Raw genomic sequence first — 22,965 nt, forward strand, 5'->3', positions numbered from 1 at the left:
CTGGCTTCTTTCATCCGATACTGCCTTCCAGGCTCACGCCCAGCAGCTTCTGGGCTTCCACCGCGAATTCCATCGGCAGCTCCTTGAATACTTCCTTGCAAAAGCCGTTCACGATCATCGAGACTGCATCCTCCGCGCTGACGCCGCGGCTCTGGCAGTAGAACAACTGGTCCTCGCCGATGCGCGAGGTGGAGGCCTCGTGCTCGACCTGGCCGGTGGCGTTCTTCACCTCGATATAAGGGAAGGTATGGGCGGCGCATTTGTCGCCCAGCAGCAGCGAATCGCACTGCGAGTAGTTGCGTGCGCCGACCGCGCTCCTGGCCATCTTCACCAGCCCGCGATAAGCATTCTGGCCGTGGCCGGCCGAGATGCCCTTGGAAAGGATGGTGCTCCTGGTGTTCCTGCCGAGGTGCGTCATCTTGGTCCCGGTGTCGGCCTGCTGGTAGTGGTTGGTCAGCGCGACTGAATAGAACTCGCCGACCGAGTCGTCGCCCTGCAGGATCACGCTCGGATACTTCCAGGTGATGGCGGAGCCGGTCTCCACCTGGGTCCACGAGATCTTCGAGCGCGCGCCGCGGCAGTCACCGCGCTTGGTGACGAAGTTGTAGATGCCGCCCTTGCCGTCCTTGTCGCCCGGATACCAGTTCTGCACGGTCGCGTACTTGATCTGTGCGTCTTCCAGCGCGATCAGCTCCACCACCGCGGCATGCAGCTGGTTCTCGTCGCGCATCGGCGCGGTGCAGCCTTCCAGGTAGCTGACGTAAGCGCCCTGGTCGGCGATGATCAGGGTGCGCTCGAACTGGCCGGTGTTGCTGGCATTGATGCGGAAGTAGGTCGACAGCTCCATCGGGCAGCGTACCCCGGGCGGGATATAGCAGAACGAGCCGTCGCTGAACACGGCGGAGTTGAGCGAGGCGAAGAAGTTGTCGGTATAGGGCACGACCGAGCCGAGATACTGCTGCACCAGCGCCGGATGCTCCCGCACCGCCTCGGAAAACGAGCAGAAGATGATGCCGAGTTCGCCCAGTTTCTGCTTGAAGGTGGTGGCCACCGAGACGCTGTCGAATACCGCGTCCACGGCCACGCCGGCCAGCAGCTCGCGCTCGTGCAGCGGCACGCCCAGCTTTTCGTAGGTGCGCAGCAACTCCGGATCGACCTCGGCCAGCGTCTTCGGTCCGGCCTTCTGGGAGCGCGGCGCGGCATAGTAGGCGATTGCCTGGTAGTCGATGGGCGGGTGCGTCACCGTCGCCCAGTGCGGCTCGGACATCGTGAGCCAGTGGCGGAAGGCCTTGAGACGCCACTCCAGCATGAACTCCGGCTCGCCCTTGATGGCCGAGATCATGCGGATCACGTCCTCATCCAGCCCGCACGGCACCGTGTCCGTCTCAACGGCGGTGTAGAAGCCATGCTTATAGCCGTGGCTGATCAGTTCATCGAGCTTGCGTGCCGGGGTTGCCATGGTTTGCCTTCGCTTGCCACTGTCACCTGAATCACAAAATGTCAGCTTGCGGCCCGTTTGCGCGTCGGGCGCGCAAGGCGCCGATATCCACCGGGTGCAACACCGGTTGCGCCATATCCGCCAGCGTCACGCCATTCAGTGCGCTAAAGATGACTTGATTGATCGATTGCCAGTTGGCGCGGATGGCGCACAGGCCTTCCTGCGCACACAGGCCGGCAGCGACACTGCACTCGGTCATGCCGGCCGGGCCTTCCATGGCGTCAATCACCTGTGCGATCGAAATCTGTTCCGGCGGTCGCGCCAGCAGGTAGCCGCCATTGGCACCGCGCAGAGACTCCAGCAAGTGGTGCCTTGCCAGCATCTTCAGAATCTTGCTTGCCGTCGGAACCGCCACACCGATCGCGGCGGCGACCTCGGCCGCACTGTAGATCCGGCCCGGGTTGCGCGCCAGGTGCGTCATGATCACCGTGCCATAGTCAGTCAGCTTGCTAAGTCTGAGCATCGTCGCCACCAGTATTTCTTAAATTAGAACCAATTCGGTCCTGATTTGTTCCGGCACGGATATCCGCCTAACAAAAGTCGTAATCGACGGTGTATAGATGGGTTATCTGCGCCAGCGAGGAGGACCTCAGGCATGGCCAACCAACCCATTACCGTCATCACCGGCGCGAGCCGCGGCCTGGGCCGCGCAGCCACGCGCCGTCTGGCCACTGTTGAAGGCCATCTGGTCGTCGCCACGGCGCGCACGCCGGCGGACCTCGCTGGGCTTGAGGCAGAGCTCCGGCTCGCGGGGCATCCGATCGCATGCCACCGCCTTGACGTCACGGAAGAAGGCTCGGCGGCCGCACTGGCCAACTGGCTGAGCGAACGCTTCGGACGCGTGGACGTGCTGATCAACAACGCTGGTGTTTCGCTCGACCACTATCACACCAGCCTGCTCGAACTGCCGCTCGAGACCCTGCGCCGCACCCTGGAAACCAATCTGTTCGGCGTGCTGCGGACCACCCAGGCGCTGGCACCGCTGCTGCGCGCCAGCCGCGCCGCCCGGGTGGTCAACCTGGCTTCGGGCATGGGGCAATTGGCGGAGATGGGCCGCGGCGTGCCGGCTTACCGGATCTCGAAAACGGCGCTGAATGCCGTCACGCGCATCCTGGCCGCCGAGATGGCCGATCACGGCGCCAAGGTCAACTCCGTGTGCCCGGGCTGGTGTCGCACCGATCTGGGCGGCCCCGATGCGCCGCGCTCGCCGGAGCAGTGCATCGACACTGTGATCTGGCTGGCAACGCTGCCCGACGATGGTCCCACCGGCGGCTTCTTCCGCGATCGCCAGCCGATTCCGTGGTAGCGATCAATGCTGTGACGCGCCTTCGAGCATCCGGATAGCGGCCGATTTCCCTGCTCGCAAGGGCCGGTATGTGACCATCTTCCGCCCCAATCGGAGGTTCGGAAGCAGTAGCAAAAAGGGACGCCTTGGCGTCCCTTTTTGCATGATTGAACCCAGCGGCTCAGGTGCAGACCGTGTTGGCCGCGTCCTTCGCCTGCACTTCCGGCGGGGTCGGTACCGTCAGTGTCACGGTCGGCCGCCTGTCCGCACATACCCTCGGTTGACGGGGTAATTTATGTGGGTAAAATCCAATTCACAATTATGAATAAATGCAGTTGCAGCCATGGCTGGCCATGCCGGTGCCGGCTTCCGACAACCGCCGTCCAGGAGACAACTCGATGAAACCGAACTTGCGCCGCCGCCTGACGCTGTGCGCCGCCATGCTGGGCGCGATGCCCGCGCTGGCCTGGAGTGACACCTATCCCAGCAAGCCGATCCGCATGGTGGTGCCGTTTGCGCCAGGCGGGGCCACCGACGTGGTGGCGCGGCTGATTTCGCAGAAGCTGGGCGAAGCGCTCAAGCAGTCGGTGGTGGTGGAAAACCGTCCCGGCGCCAACGGCATCATCGGCACGGACATCGTGGCGCGCGCGGCGCCGGACGGCTACACCCTGCTGCTGAACAGCGCCGGCGCGCAGACCCTCAGCCCGGTGCTGTACAAGGCGGGCTATGAGCCGCTGAAGAGCTTCGCGCCGATCTCGCAGATCAGCAATATCGGCTTCGTGATGGTGGTCCATCCGTCGGTGCCGGCCAAGACCGTGCAGGAGTTCGTGGCGCTGGCCAAGTCCAAGACCAAGCCGCTGAGCCTGTCGGCCGGCAGCAGCATGATCGAGCTGATCGGCGCCACCTTCAAGTCCGCGGCGGGCACGCCGGACGTCGTCAGCGTGTCTTACCGCGGCACCGGGCCGCAGATGCAGGCAGTGGTGGCAGGCGAGGTCGACATGACCATCGACCCGTTCAACGGCATGGCGATGATCAAGGCCGGCAAGCTGCGTCCGCTGGCGGTGTTCGCGTCCAAGCGCTCGCCCGCGCTGCCGGACGTGCCGACCATGCATGAGGCCGGCTATGACGGCATGGCCTTCAATTCCTGGGCGGGGCTGCTGGCACCGGCTGGCACGCCCAAGGAAATCGTCACGCGGCTGAACCAGGAGGTGAACCGCATCCTGGCGCAGCCCGAGATCAAGCAGCGCCTGGCAGCGATCGACTATGAGGTGGTGGGCGGCACGCCGGAGCAGTTTGCCGCGACCATTGCCGAGGATGCGGCAAGGTGGGCGAAGATCGTCAAGGATACGAACTACAAGGCGGGTTCCTGAGCGATCAGGCTGGTGCAGGCGTCGCCTGCCGCACCAGCCAGCTGCGGAACGCGCGCGCCGCGGCTGGTTCCATCCGGTCGCGCGGCCACACCGCGTAGTAGCCGCCGCCCAGGCTGGCGCTGGCCTCGCTGGCGCGCACCAGCAGGCCTTCGCGCAGGCAGGCGTCGATCATATGGCGCCAGCCCAGTACGATGCCATGGCCTTCCATGGCCAGCTGCAGCAGGATCGGGTACTGGTTGGAGGTGAGCACGTTGCGCAGCGTGGCGTCGGGCAGGCCCTGGTTGGCCAGCCAGGTCTGCCAGGACATCCACTGGCGCTGGCCGTCGTCGAGCATCAGCAGCGTTTCATTGGCCAGCGCGGCCGGGGCCAGCGTGCGGCCGTTCAGGTAGCCCGGCGCGCACACCGGGAACACTTCCTCGCCATACAGCCGTCGTGCTGCCAGTCCCGGCGGCGGGCCCTCGCGCAGGTAGTACATGCCGATATCGAACTCCGCCGGCGACAGTGACGCCAGGCTGTCGTTGACGGTCAGGCGCAGCTGGATCTCGGGGTGCGCCTCGCGGAACGAGGCCAGCCGCGGCGTCAGCCACAGCACCGCCACGCCGCTGGAGCACGCCACCGTCAGGGCGGTATGGCTGCGCACCTTCATCACGTCTTCGGTCGCTTCGGCGCAGCCCACCAGCAGGCGCTGCACCACCTCGGCATAGCGCTGGCCACTGACGGTCAGGCGCAGCGCGCGCGGTTCGCGGATAAAGAGCTTGCGCCCGAGAAAGTCTTCCAGCTGGGCCACCTGGCGGCTGATCGCGCTTTGGGTCAGGTGCAGTTCGGCCGCGGCGCGGGTGAAGCTGCCGTGGCGCATCGCGGCTTCAAACGCGACCAGGTTGGGCAGGGGCGGGAGCGGGGAAATGCGCATGGGGTTTCCGGTCAGAGAAGCCGCCATGATAGACCGCCGGCGCATCCAGATGGAGGCCAGCGGGAGGGGCGCGCCGCCCGGATCAGCCGGCGCGGCGGTGGATGCGGCCGGCCTGCATCACCACGCTCAGGCGCTCGCCCTGGCCGGCGATCAGGCCGATATCGGCCAGCGGATTGCCGTCGACCAGCAGCAGGTCGGCCAGCGCGCCGGCGCGCACGGTGCCAAGCTCGCCTTCGCGCTGCAGGATGGCGGCCGCGATCGAGGTGGCCGAGCGGATCGCTTCCAGATTGCCGAGCAGATCGGCGCGGATGCGGAACTCTTCGGCCTGGTGGTCGTGCATCTCGCCCAGCAGGTCCGAGCCATAGCCCATCGGCACGCCGGCATCGGCATAGATGCGCAGCGAGTCGCGGCCGGCCTGGCGCACGGTCTCGATCTTGGCCACGGAGTCGGCCGGGAGGCCCAGGCGGGCGCCGTCGCGCGCAAGCGCGTCGTAGGTGACCAGCGTCGGCACCACGAAGGCGCCGTGCCTGCGCATCTCGTCGGCGCTGTCGCGGTCGACCAGGTTGCCGTGCTCGATGGTGCGCACGCCACAGCGCACCGCGCGCGTGATGGCGCGGCCGGTGTAGGCGTGGGCCATCACATAGGTCTGTGCGGCTTCGGCTTCGGCAACAATCGCGCGGATCTCGTCTTCGCTGTACTGGGTGTTGCCGATCGGGTCGGTAGGCGAGGCCACGCCGCCCGAGGCCATGATCTTGATCTGGCTGGCGCCCTTCTGGATTTCTTCGCGCACGGCTAGGCGCACGGCATCGACGCCATCCACCACGCGCGCGATGGCACCGGCGCGGAAGGCACACGAACAGGGCTCCAGCACATCCGAGCGCGGACGGAAATCACCATGGCCGCCGGTCTGCGACAGTGCCTTGCCCGACGCAAAGATGCGCGGCCCCGGCACCAGCCCGGTGGCAACCGCCTGCGACAGGCCCCAGTCGGCGCCGCCGGCATCGCGCACGGTGGTGAAGCCGCGCTCCAGCATGCGCTGCATGATCGGCAGCGCGCGGATCGCCACCAGCACGTTGGGCTGCACCGCGTTCAGGCCGAGGTTGGCCAGCGAGGCCAGCACATGCACGTGGCAGTCGATCAGGCCGGGCATCACGGTCTTGCCGCGCGCGTCGATGCGCTGTGCGTTGGGGGCATCGATGGCCGGGCCGACCGCGGCAATGCGCTCGCCTTCAACCAGGACATCGTGGCCGCGCAGGAGCTCGCCCGTGGCGGGTTCGAGCACATCGCCGCCGTGGAAAAGGATCTGGGGACTCTGGGACATGTCAGCGTTGTTGCAGGTAGGAAGGTTCGCGCACGAAGCGGGTGCCGACCAGGCTGATGGCGGCGGCGATCATCACGTAGATGGCCGGGGCCATGCTGCTGCCGGTGGTGGCGATCAGCCAGGTGATGATGAAGGAGGCAAAGCCGCCGAAGATCGTCACCGCGAAGTTGTAGGCCACCGACAGGCCGGTCGACAGCACGCGCGCCGGGAACAGTTCGGAGAACGCCGCCAGGATCGGGCCGGTATAGGTGGCGATCAGCACGCCGAACACCAGCTGGAATACCAGCAGCGAAGCCAGGCCGGGCGCATGGTTGATATACGCGAACATCGGCCACGCCAGCACCAGGATCAGCAGCGCCGAGCCGCTCAGCAGCACGCGCCGGCCGATGCGGTCGGCCAGCAGGCCCACCAGCGGCGCGAACACCATGATGGCACTGCCGCCCGCCATGCCGGCGATAAAGCCATCGGCCTGCGGCACCTTCAGCACCTTGACCGCGTAGGTCGGCATGTAGAACAGCAGCACATAGGTGCACACCGTCCACAGGATCACCATCGAGAAGCTGGCCAGGGTCTCGCGCGGGTAGGCCTGCACGATTTCCTTGAGCGGTGAATCGGCGCGCTCGGCGTTGTCGCGGAAGGTCGGGGTTTCATCGAGGTGGTGGCGGATGTAGTAGCCCACCGGGCCGATCACGATGCCCAGCAGGAACGGCAGGCGCCAGCCCCAGCTGTTGAGTGCCTCGGTGCTCAGCGAACTGGTGACGAAGGTGCCCACCGCCGCGCCCAGCAGCACGGCCACGCCGATGCTGGCCTGGATCCAGCTGGAGTAGTAGGCACGCTGGCGCGCCGGGGCGTACTCGGTCAGGAAGGCGGTGGCGCCGCCCATCTCGCCGCCGGCGGAGAAGCCCTGCATCAGGCGCGCCACCACGATCAGCAGCGGGGCGAAGAGGCCGATCTGGTCGTATGTGGGCGCAATGCCGATCAGCGTGGTGCCGAGCGCCATCAGCAGGATGGTCAGCGACAGTGCCGCCTTGCGGCCCACGCGGTCGGCGTAGATGCCCAGCACGATGCCGCCCACCGGGCGCATGAAGAAGCCCACGCCGAAGGTGGCCACGGCCAGCAGCAGCGAGCTGAGGTCGTCGCCGGTGGGAAAGAACAGCTTCGCGATGATGACCGCGAAGAAGCTGTAGACGGTGAAATCGAACCATTCCAGGCCATTGCCGATCACCGTCGCGATGATGGCGCGGCGGCGCTGGCTGGGCTGGATGGCGGGCGCCGCTGGCGCAGCCGGTGTGTAGGGCGCGCTCGTTGGCGCAGCGCTGTTTTGCATGGGTGTTTCCTCCTCTGTGACAGCTGCCGGGGGCACGGGCCGGTGTCGTCTCAGGCCGGCCGGGCAGATGGTGCAGCTGATGTTAGGAGAAGGCGGGGCGCAGACGGTAGCGATATCTCCGCATGAATGCATGCGCGTGGCGCATGGCTCGGGGTGATCGCGTCGTTGAGAGTATTTGCCGCCCAGACATTGCCGCCTGCTCAAGAGCAGCAGTTTCGCGGCGCTCAACCCCGGGCAGCTGCTGTGGCCGGCGTTCCTGCTGTAGTGGCAAGCGCGCCGGCCATGCAGCCAACCATGTCAGCGGACGCTAGTGAAAAGCAAGCTCAAGCTCCACGCCGCTGTAGTCAACGCGCGGAGCAAGCCTGCGGCGTGGCCCTTGTTCAAAGTGAATCAAGCCATAGCCCTCCATCGTGCGGAGTGTCCGCGACAGGTTCGACACGGCCCGTCCGGTTTTTTGCGATAGCTCTTCGAGCGATTCAGGATTCGTTTCCGCGATCAGCGCAAGCAATTGGCGATTGGCTGGGGACAGGACCTTTGCCAGCACGTCCAGCGATTGAAACCAGACCTTGGGCTCATCCTTTCCGGGCTTGAGTTTGCCGCGGGCGATCGCCATGGTGCGGGCCTTGAAGTCGTCCAGTGAGGCGATGCCAATCTTGAGGTTGCCGCTCATCATTCACTCCTTTTGCTGCAGGATCTTGTCGACCTCTGTCCAGAAATCTTCCAGCAACGTGGAAGCATCGTGGTAGTCGTAGAATCGAACGCCCGCCGCCATGTGCTGGTGGTCGTATTCAATGCGCGTCCGCACTCCTGGCCCGGATCCCTCATTGATGCCGTGCGCATTGTCAAAGCCAAGCAAACGGCAGCCAATCCTGTCATGCAGTGTCAGCGAATACCTCAGTCCGTGAGGGCGTTCCTGCGAGACAGCGCAGGTGCGCACCACGATTTTCACCCAATGCAAGCTTTCGTCATCCATGACGAAGCGGAGCCCATCCAGGTCCAATAGTGTGTCGAGGCTACGGTCGCGCATAGGTATGCTATCACAGTGTGATAAGTATAGCGAGCCCGACCGCTTGCATAGTTTCGTACGTCCATAGGACGCCCGAACAACGTTTGTCTGTGGCCAAGGCCCGTCTGGTTAGCACATCACTTTGCCACCGACAATGTAACGAGGAGGTTATTTTCTGGAAATCTGGCGCATATTCAGAGCTTTCCCAAAGGGCTTTCCTTGCTGGCTCCGGCTTTTCCGTTGCTGATCGCTTGCGGCTCCTGTCGCCGGCCCTTCAGGCAGCCAGCAATTCTTCCACTTCCTCGCGCCGCGGCGGATACGCGCCGGCCCGGGTCGCAGCAATTGCCGCCGCGGCGGCAGCCAGCCGCGCCTGCGCGGCAAGGTCGCCCGCCGCGCCGGACAGCACGCCGGCCATCCAGCCGCCCATCGCCGCATCGCCACAGCCGACGGTGTCGGCCACATCAACTGCGAGCGCGGGCTGCTCGACGACAATACTGCCCTTGAGCAACGTCATGCCATGCGCGCCGCGCGTCAGCATGACGGTTGCATCGGGCGCCATGGCGCGTACCTGTGCCAGTGCCGCGTCGATATCGAGCGTGGGAAAGAGTCCGGCCAGGTCTTCGTCGGAGATCTTGACGTAGCTGGCCAGCCGCAGCATGTGTGCGAGGACGTTGGCGTAGCCCGGTGCGCGCATCAGGTCCCGGAAGTTGGGGTCGAAGGCAATGCGCTTGCCCGCCGTTGCGGCCAGCGTGGCTTCTTCACACAGCCGTGCCGCCAGCGGCTGGCGCACCAGGCTGATGGAGCCGAAGTGGATCACCTCTGCCGCCTGGCGCCAGCCCTCTGGCAGGCGCGCCGGATCGAAATGCAGGTCCGCGCTGTCGTCGCCGACAAAGAAGTACTGCGGCGGATGGCGTGACGCGACAAAGGCCAGCAACGGCGAGCGCGCCACCCGCTGCAGGAAGCGGCTGTCCAGGCCGGCGTCAGCGCTGGCTTGGGCCAGGTCATCGCCGAACAGGTCCTGGCTGACGGCTCCCGCAAAGGCGGTGGCAATGCCCAGCCGGGCGCCCACGCGCGCCACGTTCCAGCATGAGCCGCCGGGCAGGCCCAGCCAGCTGCCGTCGGCCTGGCGGACCATGTCGGTCAGGGCTTCTCCGAACACGACATAGCGGGGAAGGGGCGTGGACATCGGCGTCTCCTGTGTTGTTTGCCGCGGGGTTAGCCTGCGGCCGTTGCCCGCACTGCCTGGGCGCGGCGGATCAGTGCGGCCGTCGACGCATCATGCGCGGCGGCGCCGGCCGTGCCTTCCAGTTCGCGCTGGATCGGCGCGGCCAGTTTCTTGCCGAGTTCCACGCCCCACTGGTCAAACGAATTGATCTGCCACAGCGCACCCTGCACGAAGGTGCGGTGTTCCGACAGCGCCAGCAGCGCGCCCAGGTGGTACGGGTCCAGCCGCTGCAGCAGCAGCGTATTGCTGGGCCGGTTGCCCTCGAACACCAGGTGCGGCACCAGCGCTTCGTCGCGCACGCCCTCGGCGCGCACTTCGTCGGCGGTGCGCCCGCGCAGCAGCGCCTCGCCCTGTGCAAAGCAGTTGGCCAGCAGCTTGGTATGGTGGCCGGGCAAGTCGCTCACGGGTTCCAGCGTGGCGATGAAGTCTACCGGAACCAGCTGCGAGCCCTGGTGCATCATCTGGAAGTAGGCGTGCTGGCCGTTGGTGCCGGTCGTGCCCCATACCACAGCGGCCGAGCCCGCATCGAGCGCGCCGCCGTCAAGCCGCACGGACTTGCCGTTGCTTTCCATTTCCAGTTGCTGCAGGAAGGCCGGCAGCAGTTCCAGCGGCTCGCAGTAGGGCGCCACGCAGCGGCTGCCGGCGCCGAGGAAGCTGCGGTACCAGACGTCGAGCAGGCCCAGGATCATCGGCAGGTTGCGCTCGGGCGGTGCGCTGGCGAAATGCAGGTCCATCGCGCGCGCGCCGTCCAGCAATTGCCGGAAGCGCTCGAAGCCGATGGCCACGGCGATCGAAAGTCCCACTGCGGACCACAGCGAGAAGCGTCCGCCCACCCAGTCCCAGAACGGGAACATATTGGCCGGGTCGATGCCGAACTCGGCCACCGCATCGCGGTTGGTCGACACCGCCACGAAATGGCGCGCCAGCCCGGCGCGGGTCACGCCTTGCTGCAGGAACCAGTCGCGCGCGGTGCAGGCGTTGGCCATGGTTTCCAGCGTGGTGAAGGTCTTGGAGCAGACGATCACCAGCGTGGTGGCGGCATCCAGCCCCGACAGCGTGCGTGCCAAATCGCTGCCGTCGACATTGGCGACAAAGTGCATGCGCGGGCCGGTGGTTTGTGCATCGCTCAGCGCGCGGCAGACCATGCGCGGGCCCAGGTCCGACCCGCCGATGCCGATATTGACGACGTCGGTGATCGCGCGGCCATCGAACCCGGTCCAGGCGCCACTGCGCACCGCGTTGGCAAAGCGCTCGATCTGTGCCAGCACCGTGGCTACGTCAGCGCCCACGGGCACGCCGAGCGCGCGATAGCCGTCCTCCGGATAGGCGCGCAGCGCGATATGCAGTGCTGCGCGGTGCTCGGTGGTGTTGACCGGTTCGCCGCCGAACATGGCGTCGCGCCGCTCGGCCACGCGCGCCTGGCCAGCCAGGGTGAACAGCAACGCCAGCGTTTCGTCGGTGATGCGGTTCTTGGCGTAGTCCAGCGTCAGGCCGCAGGCTTCGGCGGTGAAGCGCTCGGCGCGCAGCGGGCCGCGCGGGCCTTCGAACCAGTCGCGCATATGGGTGCCGCGCAGGGTGTCGGCGTGCGCGCGCAGGGCTTGCCAGGCGGGCAGGGAAGTGGTCATGTCAGATACTCCGCAATACGTGGGCTACATCTCTTCATGCCAGGCCATGCCGTCTCGCGACAGCAGGGCACTGGAGGCTGCCGGGCCCCAGGTGCCGGCGGTGTAAGGCTTGGGCGGCGTGGGCGAGTTCTCCCACGTCTTCAGGATGGGCGCGACCCAGCGCCACGCCTGTACCTGCTCATCGCGCCGCACGAACAGGCCCAGCCGGCCGCGGATCACGTCGAGCAGCAGGCGCTCGTACGCGCCCACGCGCCGTACACGTGGGGCGGCAGTGTTCAGCTGCAGGTCGAGGGACGCGGGAATCAGCGCCTGCGTGTCGCCCGGCTGCTTGGTCAGGAAATACAGCCGGATGCTCTCCTCGGGCTGCAGCGTGATCACCAGCCGGTTGCCGGACATGATTCCCAGCGGGTGCGGGAACAGCGGGTAGGGCACGTCATGGAAATGGATTACGATCTCCGCCACGCGCGACTGCATGCGCTTGCCGGTACGCAGGTAGAACGGCACCCCGGCCCAGCGCCAGTTGGCGATCTCGGCGCGGATAGCGACGAAGGTCTCGGTGCGGCTGTCGGGCGCGATGCCGGGTTCACTGGCATAGCCGGGCACCGGGTCGCCGCCCGCGGCGCCACGGGAGTACTGGCCACGCACCACCTTTTCGGCCACGTCTTCCGGCCGGATCGGCCGCAGCGCCTTCAGGATCTTGAGCTTCTCATCGCGGATGGCGTCTTCCGACAGGCTCGTGGGCGGCTCCATCGCCACCATGCACAGCAGCTGCAGCAGGTGGTTCTGCACCATGTCGCGCAGCGCGCCGATGCCGTCATAGAAGTTGCCGCGGCGCTCCACGCCCAGCTCTTCGGCGATGGTGATCTGCACCTGGCGCACCCATTCGCGCCGCCACAGCGGCTCGAACAGCACGTTGCCAAAGCGCACCGCCATCAGGTTCTGCACCGACTCCTTGCCCAGGTAGTGGTCGATCCGGTAGATCTGGTCCTCGGCAAAGTGCCGCGCCACTTCCGCGTTGATGGCCTCGGACGAGGCCAGGTCGTGCCCGAGCGGTTTTTCCAGCACGATGCGGCTGCGCGGGCCGGTCAGGCCCACGCGCGCCAGTTGCTCGCAGATGGTGACGAACAGGTGCGGGGCCGTGGCCAGGTAGAACACCACCACTGGCGCCGCGCGCGCATTGACCAGCTCGGCCAGCGCGCCGAAGCCGGCATCGGCGTTGGCATCGACCTGCAGGTACACGATGCGGTCGAGAAAGCCCTGCCACGCTGCGGCCGCGGCGTTGCCGGCCAGCGCTGGCAGCACTTCGTCGTTTAGCATCGCCAGGTAGGCGTCATGCGACAGCGGCTGGCTGCCCAGTGCCAGGATGCGCCCGCGCGGATGCAGCGAACCGGCGGCGTGGGCATCGAACAGTGCCGGCAGCAGCTTGCGCCGCGCCAGGTCGCCGGTGGCGCCGAACAGTACGAAATCGAACTCTGGAGCAGGTTCAGGTGCCGGAGCGCCGGCAGGGGGGCTAGCCATCATGGAATCAGCAAATGGAAAAGAGGGTGGAAGGACCGGCCGTGCCGCTTACCGCGGCGCGGCCCAGCCCTTGTACTGGCCTACATTGGCACGCGTCACCAGCGTGGACGGCAGCAGCACGGTCGGGTTGGGCGGGCGCTGGCCATTCATCATGCCCACGCCCAGTTGCACAGCGGTGCGGGCAATGGCCCACGGGTCCTGGCTGGCCGAGGCCTGCACCAGCGTGTCGGCCTTCAATGCCGCCTCGATGTCAGGCGCGCCGTCGACCGAGGCAATCACGATGCCGCGGCGGTTGAGCTGGCGCGCGGCCAGGTCCGCGCCCACGGCCTGCGGGTCGTTGATGGTGAAGACCGCATCCACCTTGGGAAAGCGCGTCAGGTACAGCTGCATTACGTTCAGCCCGCCTTCGCGGGAGCCCTTGGCATCCTGGTCGTCGGACAGGATGCGGATATCGGGGTGGCGCGCCAGCACGGTCTTGCAGCCCTTGACCCGGTCCAGCACCGCCGATACGGGCGGGCCGTTCTGGATGATGACGTTGCCGCGGCCCTTGAGCCGGTCGGCGATAAAGCCGCAGGCGAGTTCGCCGGCCTGGGTGTTGTCGGTCTGCACGGTGGCATCGGCGCCGGCGGCGGCCACATCGACCGCCACCACCACGATGCCGGCCTTGCGCGCCTTGCGTACCGCCGGCTCGATGGCGCGGGCGTCGGCGGCGTTGATCAGGATCAGGTCGACGCCGGCGACGATAAAGCTGTCGATGTGCATGAACTGCTTGTTCAGGTCGTAGTCCGCCGACAGCACGGTGACCTTTGCCTTCGGGTTGGCCTGCAGGGCCGCGGCCTCGGCACCGCGGGCCAGTGCGACAAAATACGGGTTGCCCAGCGAACCCAGGGTCACGCCAACCTTCTTGAGCGGGCGCTGCACGGACTGGACATCTGAAGCCGGCGCGGTCTGCGCGGGCGCTTGTGCCAGGGCCGGCGCCGCGCACAGCGCTGCCAGCGCGCTCGCGGCAAGGGCTTTGAGGATGGGTTGGATCACGGTCTGTCTCCTGTGCGGCCGCAGCTCAGGTACGGGCCGAGCCCTTCTGGCGATAGCGGTCGAGCGCGACCGCGCCGATGATCACCAGGCCCTTGATGATGTATTGCCAGATATCCGACACGCCCAGCAGGATCAGCCCGTTGGACAGCACCGCGATGATCAGCGCACCCACCAGCGTGCCGGCAATCGATCCGACCCCGCCGACAAAGCTGGTGCCGCCCAGGATCACCGCGGCGATCGCATCCAGCTCATAGGACTGCCCCAGCTGCAGCCCGTTGGCCGCATACAGCCGCGACGCCGACATCACGCCGCCCAGCCCCGACAGCAGGCCCGACACCGCATAGACGAACAGAAGCACCACCCACACCTTGATGCCCGACAGGCGCGCCGCCTCGGCATTGCCGCCGACCGCGTAGATCTGCAGCCCCAGCACCGTGCGGCGCAGCACCAGCCACGACACCGCGACCACCGCAACGGCAATCACCACCAGCCAGGGGATGCCCAGCAGGTCGCCGTTGCCGATAAATGCGAACGGGATATCCGGGTTGTAGACCGTGCTGTCGTTGCCGACCAGCCGCGCCAGCCCGCGCACCGCGGTCAGGCTGCCCAGCGTCACGATGAACGGCGGCAGCTTCATGAAGGCGATCAGCGCACCGTTGACCAGTCCGAACAGCAATCCGCACAGCAGCGCTGCCGGCACGCTCAGCGCCGCCAGTTGCGGCATCAGCGAGACCAGCATCGCCACCACGGCCGACACCGACAGGATCGATCCCACCGACAGGTCGATGCCCCCGGTCAGGATCACGAATGTCATGCCCGCGGCCAGTACCAGGTTGATCGACGCCTGCTGGGCGATGATCGACAGGTTCTGCAGGCTGGCGAAGTTCTCGGTCAGCAGCGTGAAGCCAAAGCAGAGCAGCACCAGCACCGGCAGCATGCCGAGCGCGCGCAGGCGTTCCTGCGTGGTGGCGCGGCCGGTGGCGTGGCCCACCGGCGTGGCAGCCTGGGCGGTGACGCCATGGGCCGTGGATGAGAGGGGATTGCGCATATGTGTCTCCTGATGCTGCGAGGCGGGATGCCGCCCCGGTGCGGCCGTTCTTTGCCGGCCTGTACGGGAATTCAGCGGTTCAGTGCAGGACCGGGGGCGGTTGCTCGCCGGCGCCGGTCGCCAGCGCAATGATCCGTTCCTGCATGGCGGCGGCATCGGCGCAGCCCGGCACTTCGCCGGCCAGCTCGCCTTCGCGCATCACCAGCACGCGGTCGCACAGGCCGACCACCTCGGGCAGTTCGCTGGAAATCATCAGCACCGCCACGCCGGAGCGCGCCAGCTCGTTGATGAGCCGGTAGATCTCGGCCTTGGCGCCGATATCCACGCCGCGCGTGGGCTCGTCCAGGATCAGCACGCGCGGCCGGGTTTCCAGCAGCCGCGACAGCATCACCTTCTGCTGGTTGCCGCCGGATAGCGATCCCACGTTGACCTGCGGGTGCGCCACGCGGATGCCGAGCGAGCGGATCGCCGCGGCGGTGCGCTGGCGCGCGCTGGCGCGGTTCAGGCGCCCGCCGCGCAGCGCATCGCGCGCGGCCACGATCAGGTTGATGTTCTCGTGCACGCTCTGGTCCAGGAACAGGCCCTGCAGCTTGCGGTCTTCGGTCAGGTAGGCAATGCCGGCATCGATCGCCTGGCGCGGGCCGGTGACGGCCAGCGGCGTGCCGGCCACGAACACGGCGCCATCGGTGCGGGCATCGGCGCCGAAGACTAGCCGCGCCAGCTCGGTGCGCCCGGCGCCCACCAGCCCGGCCAGGCCCAGCACCTCGCCGGCGCGCAGGTCGAAGCTGCAGCCGCGCACGCGCCGGCCATCGGACATATTGCGCACCGACAGCATGATCTCGCCCGGCGCGGCCGCGCCATGGGTCTTGGTGTAGAAGCCGGACAGGTCGCGCCCGACCATCATCTTGACCAGCGCCGCCTGCGTCAGAACGTCGCGCGTGAGCGTGCCGACAAAGCAGCCGTCGCGCAGCACGGTGACGCGGTCGGCCAGCTCATCGATTTCCGCCATACGGTGGCTGATATAGATGATGGCCATGCCTTCGGCGCGCAGCTGGCGGATCAGGGCGAACAGGCGGTCGGTCTCGCGGGTGGACAGCGGCGTGGTGGGCTCGTCCATCACCAGGATGCGGGTCTCGAAATGCACCGCGCGCGCGATCTCCACCAGCTGGCGCTGCGCGATCGACAGCGTATGCACCGGCGTCTGCGGCGTGAAGTCCGCGCCCAGCCGGGCCAGCGTGGCCTCGCAGGCGCGCGCCATGGCGGCGCGGTCGACCATGCCGCGGTGGTGCAGGTGGCGGCCCAGGTAGATATTCTCGGCCACGCTCAGGTTGGGCGCCAGGCTCAGCTCCTGGTAGATCACGGCCACGCCGTGGGCGCGCGCCGTGGCCGGGCCGTCGATGGCCACCGGCTTGCCGGCGATGCGGCACTCGCCGCCCGGGTCGGCGATGTAGGCGCCGGACAGGATCTTCATCAGCGTGGATTTGCCGGCGCCATTCTCGCCCATCAGGGCATGGACTTCGCCGGCGTAGACGGTCAGCTCCATGTTGCTGAGCGCCTTCACGCCGGGGAAGGTCTTGGAGATATTGCGCAGTTCAAGCAGCGGCGCTGGGCCCGCATGGCCGCCATGCAGGTGCGCTGCCATGGGCGAGGTACGCGGTGCTTCAGACAATGGCATGGCCGGCCTCCGGAACGATGGCAGACGCGCCCCGTAGCAGTTCGGCGCGCGGCGAGAAGTTCATGAACATCGGCAGCGACGCGGCACCCACCGCGCCGGCGTTGGCGCCAAAGCAGCCGCGCACCACGGTGGCGGGCGCGCGGGCTTCGGGGGCGCTTTCATCCAGCACCTGCTGCAGGCGCGCAATCAGCGTGGCGACCAGGCCGCCGTCGATATCGGCATCGAAGATCACCAGCGGCACGTCGAGCACGGCGAGGGCGGACTGCAGCGCCGGCGCCAGCGCATCGACGCAGTCGGCAATCCATTCCTCGACCGCGGGGTGGCCCAGCTCGACCTGGCGCTGCAGGTCGGCATGGCCGTTGACCACCACGCCGTGGTGGCGCAGGTGGCGGGTCAGGGCGTTGAGCGACGCGCGCGAGATCAGGATGTCGCGCCGCTTGCCGGTGCCGGTGGCAACCGGCGCGGAGGGCAGGGTGCTGGGCGGCACCGGCATCATCGCGATATCGCCGGCATTGCCGGAGACACCGCGCACGCAGTCGCCATTGAGCACCACGCCGCCGCCGATGGCGGGGCCAAGGAAGACATAGAGGAAATGCCGGGCATGGTGGCGCCCGTAGAACAGTTCGGCCACCGCGGCGGCGGTGCCGTCGTTCTCGCCGAAGACCGGCAAGCCGGTGGCGGCGTTGAGCATTGCCGGGAAGTCAGCCTGGTCCCAGGCGCGGAAGCTTGCCTGGAAGGCTTCGCCCTGTACGTCCAGCTCGCGCAGCCAGGCACCCAGGTTATAGGGCTGCGCCACGCCGATGCCCAGCAGGCGCTTCTGTTCGGTGGGGGTGAGCAGGGCGCGCAGCTCGGCAATATCGTGCCGCACCATTGCCAGCGCCTGGTCAGGGTGGGGCAGGACCAGCTGGTGGGCGCGGCTGGCCAGGATATGGCCGGCAAAGTCCACCATCACCACCTCGATGCTGCCGCGGTCCAGCCGTACGCCAATGCCGAAGGCGCCCTTGGGCTGCAGCCGGATCAGGCTGGCCGGCTGGCCGCGCTGGCCTTCCGTGCGGCGCCCGGACTGTTCGACCAGACCTTCCTCGGACAGGGTCTGCACGATGCTGCCCACCGCCGTATTGGTCAGCTGCGCCATGCGCGCCAGGTCAGCCTTGGAGGCCTCGCCGGCACGGCGCAGCGCCAGCAGCAGCGCGCGTTCGTTGTACAGGCGCAGGCTGGCGGAATTCACGCCACGGCCCGCTTTGGATGCGGTCATCTTGTCTCCGTCCGCTATTAATTAATTCATGTTGAATTAAATGATATGGGTGCGCAGAACTCAACCGCGGGGAAACCCGGAGGGCGGATGCGCCGCCTGGGTGTCAGGTGATCGGGAAGCCACTGCCATGGCTCGGAAGGAAGAAGGTAGCGGCGGTCCGCTCGCAGGAGGACCGCCCGGGGGCGTTGCGGGGGGCGGGCTTATTGTTTGGACATCTGCATGGTGAAGTACCCGCCGGTCCCGGTGCTGGCGGCCATCACCAGCGTGCGTGCATAGCGCGTGCTGCTGCTCACGATGATGCTGCCGTCGGCCGGCATCAGGCGGATCGCGGCAAAGCCGTTGTGCGGCACGCCGGTCGACAGCGCGCAGCCGGTGCTGCCCGGCTGCGTGGAGTTTTCGGCAACGATCCTGACCGCATACAGGTTCTTGGCCGATCCCGGGGTAGCAAGCGTTGCCGTGCCCTGCAGGTCGCAAATGCGGGTGACGCTGGTATAGGTACCGGTGACGTTGCCCGCGTCATCGATCTGCATGGCAAAGCCGTCTTGCTTCCAGTTGCCGGCGATGGCAGCCTGGTCCACGGCCAGCGCGTTGGACGGATCATAGGTACCGGATAGCAAATTGATAGGGTTGCTTGGCGTGGCGACGAAATTGCCGTCAAAGCGCTGCCCCCGGGGTAATGGTGCCGGCCCCGGTGGCCGGGTAGGCAAAGCCGGTTTCGTACAGCGTGCCGGGGCCCAGCGTCCAGGCCGAGCCAGAAAACTGGAACGCGCCTGCCAGCACGCCCGTCGGTCTCGCGTGCACGAACTTTCCGCTGTTGTCGACCAGCGTGGCGTTCATGAGGCCGACCCAGAGACCTTCGCTGCCATTGCCGACCGCTGCCGTCGAGCCCGGTTGCGGTGCGCTCAGGCTCGGCGGCAGCTCGCCAGTGGGTGCAGGTTGCGGTGCTGCTTCGGGCGAGGGCTCGGGCTTTGGTGCAGGCGCCGGTGCCGGATTATTTTCGGAAGGTGGCGTTTGTGCCGCCGGTGTGGTCGTTGCGTCGTCCCCGCCGCCGCCACAGGCGGCCAGCAGCGCGATGGCCGACAGCAGGGCTGCCGGCATTGCCATTTTTCTCATTGGATTTCACCTCCGGATTGTGGGAAAGGTCTAGCTGTCCCGTTGCATATGGGCGTCGGGCAGATCCCACTACGGAATGGTTGCGTCGGGCGACGCGGTGGGAAATGCCGACCGGCCAAAGCTATCGATCCGGGGTCGGCAGGTAAATCAGACGGATCTGAAATACGGGGGAGAAATTGCCTGTATGAATATCCGAGGGCAGTCACTGCAGGCGGCCGCGCGTGCGGCGGGCGCCTTCGGCTGCGTCAATCCGGCAACGCCCCCGCCTGCCGCAGCGCCGCGCGCGCAATCTCCATGCGCGCCTTGGCGTGTTCGGGCTGCACCATGTCGAGATTGAGCGCAAACAGGTAGTCGTCGTCGCCACGCTCAACCCAGCCCACCAGCCAGCCCACTGCGGGCTTGGCCGAATCGGCCCACCCGGTCTTGGCGTGCAGGGTGTAGCCGGCGGTGCGCTCCATCACAGTGATGTCGTCCACGGCCTTGAAGGTGGTCGGGGAGAACGGCAGCGTGCGCTGTACCACGCCCTTCAGGAAGTCGATCTGCTGGTAGGCGGAGATCTGCAGCGTGCCGTTCAGCCAGAAGCGGTCGACCTGGCCGGAGCTGTTGGCATTGCCATAGTGCGATGCGGTCAGGTAGCGCTGGTAGGCCGCGCTGCCAACCCGCCGCGCCAGCGCCTGGTAGGCCGGCACGCAGGAATTCGGGAAGGCGACGCGCAGCGGCACGTCAGCGTTGCAGGCGTCGGGCAGGACAGCCTTGCCGCCGACCAGCCAGACCTTGCCGTCCCACGGCAGCTTGTCATGGTCGACGTCGGCCACGGCACCGCTCTCCAGGCCGATCATCGAGTTCAGGATCTTGAAGGTCGACGCCGGCGAGTACTGCGTGGCCGCACGCGGCTTGTTGTAGGTCAGCATGCGGTCGCGCCGCAGGTCGTAGATCACCATGGTGCCGGTGGCATCGGCCTGGCGGAACAGCGCCGCGGCATCCAGCGGGACTTCTTTCGGTGCCGCCAGGGCGGGCAGGGTGGAGGCGAGCAGGCCGAAGCCGATCGCCATCGGTGTCAGCAGACGAGCAAGATGTTTGTTCATGGCTTTGCAGAAGAGTTGAGGGGATGGCAATCCGGGCCCGGACCGTGGTGCGCAGCATAGGAGAGCGTCCGGATAAGGCCAACCGCGTTGGCTGTAACTTGCGTAACATGACGGGCGCCACCAGCGGTTTTCACTCGATCCCTGCCTACCTGATGCCAGCCACGCCTGCTCCGATCCGTATCGACGTGTCGGCCCCGTACCGGGTCGACGGCCAACCCGCGCGCTACCAGTCGGTCTGGCTGCTGGCGCGCATCTGGCATGCGCATCGCACCGGGGAGGGCGGTGTCACCGCGGCGGTGGTGCGCAGCGCCTTCCCGACGGCGGCCAACCTGCGCATGCTGGTGTCGCGCGCGTTCGCGGACTTTGCGCGCTGGCAGGTGGTGGTCGGATGGGGGGCCGACCGCCAGCGCGACCCGGCCGCGGCCAATCCGGCGCAGCGCAGCCGCGGGCCGTTCTGGATCACGGCAGCGTGCGCGCGCCACCTGCGCTTTGTGGCGGACGGGCGCACGCTGGGCCCGGCCGCGCTGGCCCGCCGCCTTGGCTTTCCCACGGGGCCGCAAGCGGCGCCGGCGGGCCAGCCGGACGGCGTCGGCTACGTGATGCGCGACATGGCCTTCTGGAGCGAGCTGACCCAGGCCATGCGCGGCGCGCAGGACGGCCACGCGGGCATGCACGGCTCGGCCGTGGCCGAGTCCTTCCGCGCGGCAGGCCGCAGTGCCGGCGACGGATTCCAGCAAGCGCTGTCATTGCTCAAGGAAAGCCTGGCGTGGCGGCGCTGCGGCCGCCTCGATCAGAGCCGGGCGGCACTCAGGCGTGTCGACCGCCTGGTGCAGGCGGCTGAGGCCGGCGCAGCGACGCCCGCGTTCTGCGCCATGGCGCATATCGTGCGGGCCTGGGAACGCTATACCCGCGGTGACAGCGACGGCGCGCGTGCCGGCCTGGAAGGGCTGCAGTCCGATCCGGAACTGCGCCTGGTGGTGCGCTACAACCCGCGCGTGCGCTTTGAATTGCTGAACCTCGAAGCGCTGCTGCACAAGGCCGATGCCATGCGCGCCGGGCATGCCGGCACGGCGCGGGCCGCGCAGCTGGCGCTGGATACCTTCGCCGGTGCGCTGCAGGCCGCCTACGAGGCGGATTCCGTCGACGCCGTGCAGCATGCCGCGGCCAATATCGGCCTGTGCCTGTGGCTGTTCTGGCAGCACGGCCTGGTCGATGCCGCGCGCACCTTGTCCGCCAGCGCGGTGCAGCGGCAGGCGATGCGCTGGCTGGGCTTGTCGGAGTGGATCTGCGACCGGTTCGGCGTGGGCGGTGGCACGGCGTGGAACGCAATCTTCCTGTTGCGCATCGCACGCGGCAGCTGCGGGCCCGATACCCCGCCGTCCGACCGGCCAGCCAGGGCCAACGACAGCATGGCCGCGTTCCGCCGCCAGCGCCCGCTGTCCGTTGCCGACGCTGTCGACGCACTGCGGCCGTTCCACGCGCCGTTCGCACCGGCCAAGGGCTTCGTGCGCTGGTCCGCCGTGGCTGCGTTCGCGCTGGAAGACCATGACGCCGGCCACGTCAGGCTGGGGCCGTTGCAGCTGGCCAACCTGCTGCTCGAATCGGCCTGGTACCTCACCCACGAGCAAGGCGCTACCGCCATAGCGTGTGCCGCGGTGGAGCGGCTGGCCGCCCAGTTGCCGGCGCTGCGGCCGGCCGAGCGTGCCTTCTTCACCGTGGAATTGCGTGCCTTGCCGCCTGAGTTGCGCGATGCTGCCGCGGAAGCTTCGCGGCGCCGGCGCAAGGCGGCGTGAGGGCTGGGAGCACCCAGACAGCAAGCCAACGGTTTTGGGTGCGCCAAAGCCGCCCGAACTAGCCTAAGCAAGGTGTTCTCCCTCTCCCCTCATGGGGAGAGGGCCGGGGTGAGGGGTGGTTTAGCTAGAAACGACATCAAGCCGGGCCTTCGGCCTGCGGGATCCTGGCCAAGACCGATCGGCTTGATGCGATGGTACTGGCACGCTTCGCCCTGCAGATTCGCCCGCCGGCGCGGCCGCTGCCCGACGAGGCGCAGCGCGAGTTTGCCGATCTACTGGATAGACGCAGCCAACTGGTGGCGATGCGCGCGCAGGAGAAGGCATGGGTTGCCACTGCCCCGCCAGTCGCACTTAAGAGTTTGAAGGAGCATATAGCGCGGTTGGACGCCCGCATTAAGTCTCACGACATCGACATGACGCACAAGCTGCGCACCAGCGACGTGTGGAAGAACAAGGTCGAATTGCTCGACAGCATGCCGACTTGACACGGTTGCTCTCCCGCAAGCGGGAGAGCGAGCACACAAACGTTGTGCTGGAACCAGTGGCACTAGCAATCCGGCTTCAGTCGAACAGTTCGTGCCAGATGCTCTTCTTCTTATAGTGCTTCTGCTCGCGCTCATAGTACCGGTCGCGGTCGCCATGGCCGCGCTGGTATTCCTGTCGCGGGGGCGGGGTTTGCTGCGGCATTTGCTGCATCGGCGCCGCCTGCTGTGCCGGGGCGGTTGCCACGGAGCGCTCAAGGATCTTGTCGAGTTCGCCCCGGTCCAGCCAGACACCGCGGCATTTCGGGCAGTAATCGATCTCGATGCCCTGGCGTTCGGACATCACGAGTTGCGTTTGCGGGCACACCGGACAATCCATTGCTTCTCCTCATTG

General features: G+C 67.3%; 22 protein-coding genes. 4 read left to right on the plus strand and 18 right to left on the minus strand.

The features are described from left to right. Nucleotides 1-10: 10 nt before the first annotated feature. Nucleotides 11-1,459 (minus strand): Fe-S cluster assembly protein SufB, encoded by a 1,449-nt coding sequence (gene sufB / locus AC3WRI_RS01605; protein WP_010814497.1) that lies wholly within the window; start codon nt 1,457-1,459, stop codon nt 11-13. Between the two features lie 31 nt (nt 1,460-1,490). After that, nucleotides 1,491-1,961 carry an SUF system Fe-S cluster assembly regulator gene (locus AC3WRI_RS01610; RefSeq protein ID WP_058696794.1) on the minus strand — a complete coding sequence of 157 codons (471 nt, stop codon included), beginning with the start codon at nt 1,959-1,961 and terminating at the stop codon, nt 1,491-1,493. A gap of 132 nt (nt 1,962-2,093) precedes the next feature. On the opposite strand from AC3WRI_RS01610, the gene AC3WRI_RS01615 reads away from it, so the two are divergent. Continuing rightward, nucleotides 2,094-2,804, plus strand: a complete 711-nt coding sequence (locus AC3WRI_RS01615; protein WP_011617280.1) for an SDR family oxidoreductase — start codon at nt 2,094-2,096, stop codon at nt 2,802-2,804. A 377-nt stretch (nt 2,805-3,181) separates the two neighbouring features. Further along, entirely contained in the window at nt 3,182-4,153 is a 972-nt protein-coding gene (locus AC3WRI_RS01620; RefSeq protein WP_492292419.1) for a Bug family tripartite tricarboxylate transporter substrate binding protein, read from the plus strand. Nucleotides 4,154-4,157: 4 nt separating this feature from the next. Here AC3WRI_RS01620 and AC3WRI_RS01625 read toward each other — a convergent pair whose 3' ends face one another. The 15 genes from AC3WRI_RS01625 to blaOXA all read right to left on the minus strand — a co-directional run bounded on the left by AC3WRI_RS01625 (nt 4,158) and on the right by blaOXA (nt 20,296). Further along, nucleotides 4,158-5,063 (minus strand): LysR substrate-binding domain-containing protein, encoded by a 906-nt coding sequence (locus AC3WRI_RS01625; RefSeq protein WP_010814493.1) that lies wholly within the window; start codon nt 5,061-5,063, stop codon nt 4,158-4,160. Nucleotides 5,064-5,145: 82 nt separating this feature from the next. Beyond that, nucleotides 5,146-6,384, minus strand: coding sequence for a metal-dependent hydrolase family protein (locus AC3WRI_RS01630; RefSeq protein WP_011617278.1), 1,239 nt, complete (start codon nt 6,382-6,384; stop codon nt 5,146-5,148). Between the two features lies 1 nt (nt 6,385). Continuing rightward, nucleotides 6,386-7,711, minus strand: coding sequence for an MFS transporter (locus AC3WRI_RS01635; protein ID WP_010814491.1), 1,326 nt, complete (start codon nt 7,709-7,711; stop codon nt 6,386-6,388). 307 nt (nt 7,712-8,018) lie between these two features. Continuing rightward, nucleotides 8,019-8,384 (minus strand): HVO_A0114 family putative DNA-binding protein, encoded by a 366-nt coding sequence (locus tag AC3WRI_RS01640; protein WP_010814490.1) that lies wholly within the window; start codon nt 8,382-8,384, stop codon nt 8,019-8,021. Continuing rightward, on the minus strand, nt 8,385-8,738 hold the full coding sequence (locus AC3WRI_RS01645; protein ID WP_492292420.1) for a toxin-antitoxin system TumE family protein: 354 nt from the start codon (nt 8,736-8,738) through the stop codon (nt 8,385-8,387). A 253-nt stretch (nt 8,739-8,991) separates the two neighbouring features. Further along, entirely contained in the window at nt 8,992-9,903 is a 912-nt protein-coding gene (locus AC3WRI_RS01650) for a carbohydrate kinase family protein (protein WP_010814488.1), read from the minus strand. Between the two features lie 29 nt (nt 9,904-9,932). Further along, nucleotides 9,933-11,567, minus strand: coding sequence for a glucose-6-phosphate isomerase (pgi, locus tag AC3WRI_RS01655; RefSeq protein WP_010814487.1), 1,635 nt, complete (start codon nt 11,565-11,567; stop codon nt 9,933-9,935). A gap of 24 nt (nt 11,568-11,591) precedes the next feature. Then, nucleotides 11,592-13,088, minus strand: coding sequence for a glucose-6-phosphate dehydrogenase (gene zwf / locus AC3WRI_RS01660; protein WP_011617276.1), 1,497 nt, complete (start codon nt 13,086-13,088; stop codon nt 11,592-11,594). 45 nt (nt 13,089-13,133) lie between these two features. Beyond that, nucleotides 13,134-14,120, minus strand: coding sequence for an ABC transporter substrate-binding protein (locus AC3WRI_RS01665; protein ID WP_011617275.1), 987 nt, complete (start codon nt 14,118-14,120; stop codon nt 13,134-13,136). A 25-nt stretch (nt 14,121-14,145) separates the two neighbouring features. After that, a complete protein-coding gene (locus tag AC3WRI_RS01670) occupies nt 14,146-15,168 on the minus strand; it encodes an ABC transporter permease subunit (RefSeq protein WP_010814484.1) in 1,023 nt (340 codons plus the stop codon). A gap of 79 nt (nt 15,169-15,247) precedes the next feature. After that, nucleotides 15,248-16,810, minus strand: coding sequence for a sugar ABC transporter ATP-binding protein (locus tag AC3WRI_RS01675; protein ID WP_010814483.1), 1,563 nt, complete (start codon nt 16,808-16,810; stop codon nt 15,248-15,250). 19 nt (nt 16,811-16,829) lie between these two features. After that, on the minus strand, nt 16,830-18,098 hold the full coding sequence (locus AC3WRI_RS01680; protein WP_011617273.1) for an ROK family protein: 1,269 nt from the start codon (nt 18,096-18,098) through the stop codon (nt 16,830-16,832). Between the two features lie 200 nt (nt 18,099-18,298). After that, entirely contained in the window at nt 18,299-18,715 is a 417-nt protein-coding gene (locus AC3WRI_RS01685; protein ID WP_492292422.1) for a hypothetical protein, read from the minus strand. 37 nt (nt 18,716-18,752) lie between these two features. Next, nucleotides 18,753-19,211 carry a hypothetical protein gene (locus AC3WRI_RS01690; protein WP_492292424.1) on the minus strand — a complete coding sequence of 153 codons (459 nt, stop codon included), beginning with the start codon at nt 19,209-19,211 and terminating at the stop codon, nt 18,753-18,755. A gap of 245 nt (nt 19,212-19,456) precedes the next feature. After that, a complete protein-coding gene (gene blaOXA, locus AC3WRI_RS01695; protein WP_011617271.1) occupies nt 19,457-20,296 on the minus strand; it encodes an OXA-1206 family carbapenem-hydrolyzing class D beta-lactamase in 840 nt (279 codons plus the stop codon). Between the two features lie 152 nt (nt 20,297-20,448). Between blaOXA and AC3WRI_RS01700 the strand changes: the two genes are divergently transcribed. Further along, nucleotides 20,449-22,089: a hypothetical protein gene (locus AC3WRI_RS01700; RefSeq protein WP_492292438.1), complete on the plus strand. Its 1,641-nt coding sequence runs from the start codon at nt 20,449-20,451 to the stop codon at nt 22,087-22,089. Nucleotides 22,090-22,253: 164 nt separating this feature from the next. Continuing rightward, a complete protein-coding gene (locus AC3WRI_RS01705; RefSeq protein ID WP_371852252.1) occupies nt 22,254-22,574 on the plus strand; it encodes an IS110 family transposase in 321 nt (106 codons plus the stop codon). Nucleotides 22,575-22,650: 76 nt separating this feature from the next. On the opposite strand, the gene AC3WRI_RS01710 is transcribed toward AC3WRI_RS01705, so the two are convergent. Then, on the minus strand, nt 22,651-22,950 hold the full coding sequence (locus AC3WRI_RS01710; protein ID WP_010814477.1) for a TFIIB-type zinc ribbon-containing protein: 300 nt from the start codon (nt 22,948-22,950) through the stop codon (nt 22,651-22,653). Nucleotides 22,951-22,965 lie beyond the last annotated feature (15 nt).

Source organism: Cupriavidus sp. FW305-27 (genome assembly GCF_058787995.1).

What these genes read in the sequence shown, in the direction of transcription:
- sufB (WP_010814497.1), bottom strand. Translation starts at nt 1,459, where the DNA reads ATGGCAACCCCGGCACGCAAGCTCGATGAACTGATCAGCCACGGCTAT.
- AC3WRI_RS01610 (WP_058696794.1), bottom strand. Translation starts at nt 1,961, where the DNA reads ATGCTCAGACTTAGCAAGCTGACTGACTATGGCACGGTGATCATGACG.
- AC3WRI_RS01615 (WP_011617280.1), top strand. Translation starts at nt 2,094, where the DNA reads ATGGCCAACCAACCCATTACCGTCATCACCGGCGCGAGCCGCGGCCTG.
- AC3WRI_RS01620 (WP_492292419.1), top strand. Translation starts at nt 3,182, where the DNA reads ATGAAACCGAACTTGCGCCGCCGCCTGACGCTGTGCGCCGCCATGCTG.
- AC3WRI_RS01625 (WP_010814493.1), bottom strand. Translation starts at nt 5,063, where the DNA reads ATGCGCATTTCCCCGCTCCCGCCCCTGCCCAACCTGGTCGCGTTTGAA.
- AC3WRI_RS01630 (WP_011617278.1), bottom strand. Translation starts at nt 6,384, where the DNA reads ATGTCCCAGAGTCCCCAGATCCTTTTCCACGGCGGCGATGTGCTCGAA.
- AC3WRI_RS01635 (WP_010814491.1), bottom strand. Translation starts at nt 7,711, where the DNA reads ATGCAAAACAGCGCTGCGCCAACGAGCGCGCCCTACACACCGGCTGCG.
- AC3WRI_RS01640 (WP_010814490.1), bottom strand. Translation starts at nt 8,384, where the DNA reads ATGATGAGCGGCAACCTCAAGATTGGCATCGCCTCACTGGACGACTTC.
- AC3WRI_RS01645 (WP_492292420.1), bottom strand. Translation starts at nt 8,738, where the DNA reads ATGCGCGACCGTAGCCTCGACACACTATTGGACCTGGATGGGCTCCGC.
- AC3WRI_RS01650 (WP_010814488.1), bottom strand. Translation starts at nt 9,903, where the DNA reads ATGTCCACGCCCCTTCCCCGCTATGTCGTGTTCGGAGAAGCCCTGACC.
- pgi (WP_010814487.1), bottom strand. Translation starts at nt 11,567, where the DNA reads ATGACCACTTCCCTGCCCGCCTGGCAAGCCCTGCGCGCGCACGCCGAC.
- zwf (WP_011617276.1), bottom strand. Translation starts at nt 13,088, where the DNA reads ATGATGGCTAGCCCCCCTGCCGGCGCTCCGGCACCTGAACCTGCTCCA.
- AC3WRI_RS01670 (WP_010814484.1), bottom strand. Translation starts at nt 15,168, where the DNA reads ATGCGCAATCCCCTCTCATCCACGGCCCATGGCGTCACCGCCCAGGCT.
- AC3WRI_RS01675 (WP_010814483.1), bottom strand. Translation starts at nt 16,810, where the DNA reads ATGGCAGCGCACCTGCATGGCGGCCATGCGGGCCCAGCGCCGCTGCTT.
- AC3WRI_RS01680 (WP_011617273.1), bottom strand. Translation starts at nt 18,098, where the DNA reads ATGACCGCATCCAAAGCGGGCCGTGGCGTGAATTCCGCCAGCCTGCGC.
- AC3WRI_RS01690 (WP_492292424.1), bottom strand. Translation starts at nt 19,211, where the DNA reads ATGAGAAAAATGGCAATGCCGGCAGCCCTGCTGTCGGCCATCGCGCTG.
- blaOXA (WP_011617271.1), bottom strand. Translation starts at nt 20,296, where the DNA reads ATGAACAAACATCTTGCTCGTCTGCTGACACCGATGGCGATCGGCTTC.
- AC3WRI_RS01700 (WP_492292438.1), top strand. Translation starts at nt 20,449, where the DNA reads ATGCCAGCCACGCCTGCTCCGATCCGTATCGACGTGTCGGCCCCGTAC.
- AC3WRI_RS01710 (WP_010814477.1), bottom strand. Translation starts at nt 22,950, where the DNA reads ATGGATTGTCCGGTGTGCCCGCAAACGCAACTCGTGATGTCCGAACGC.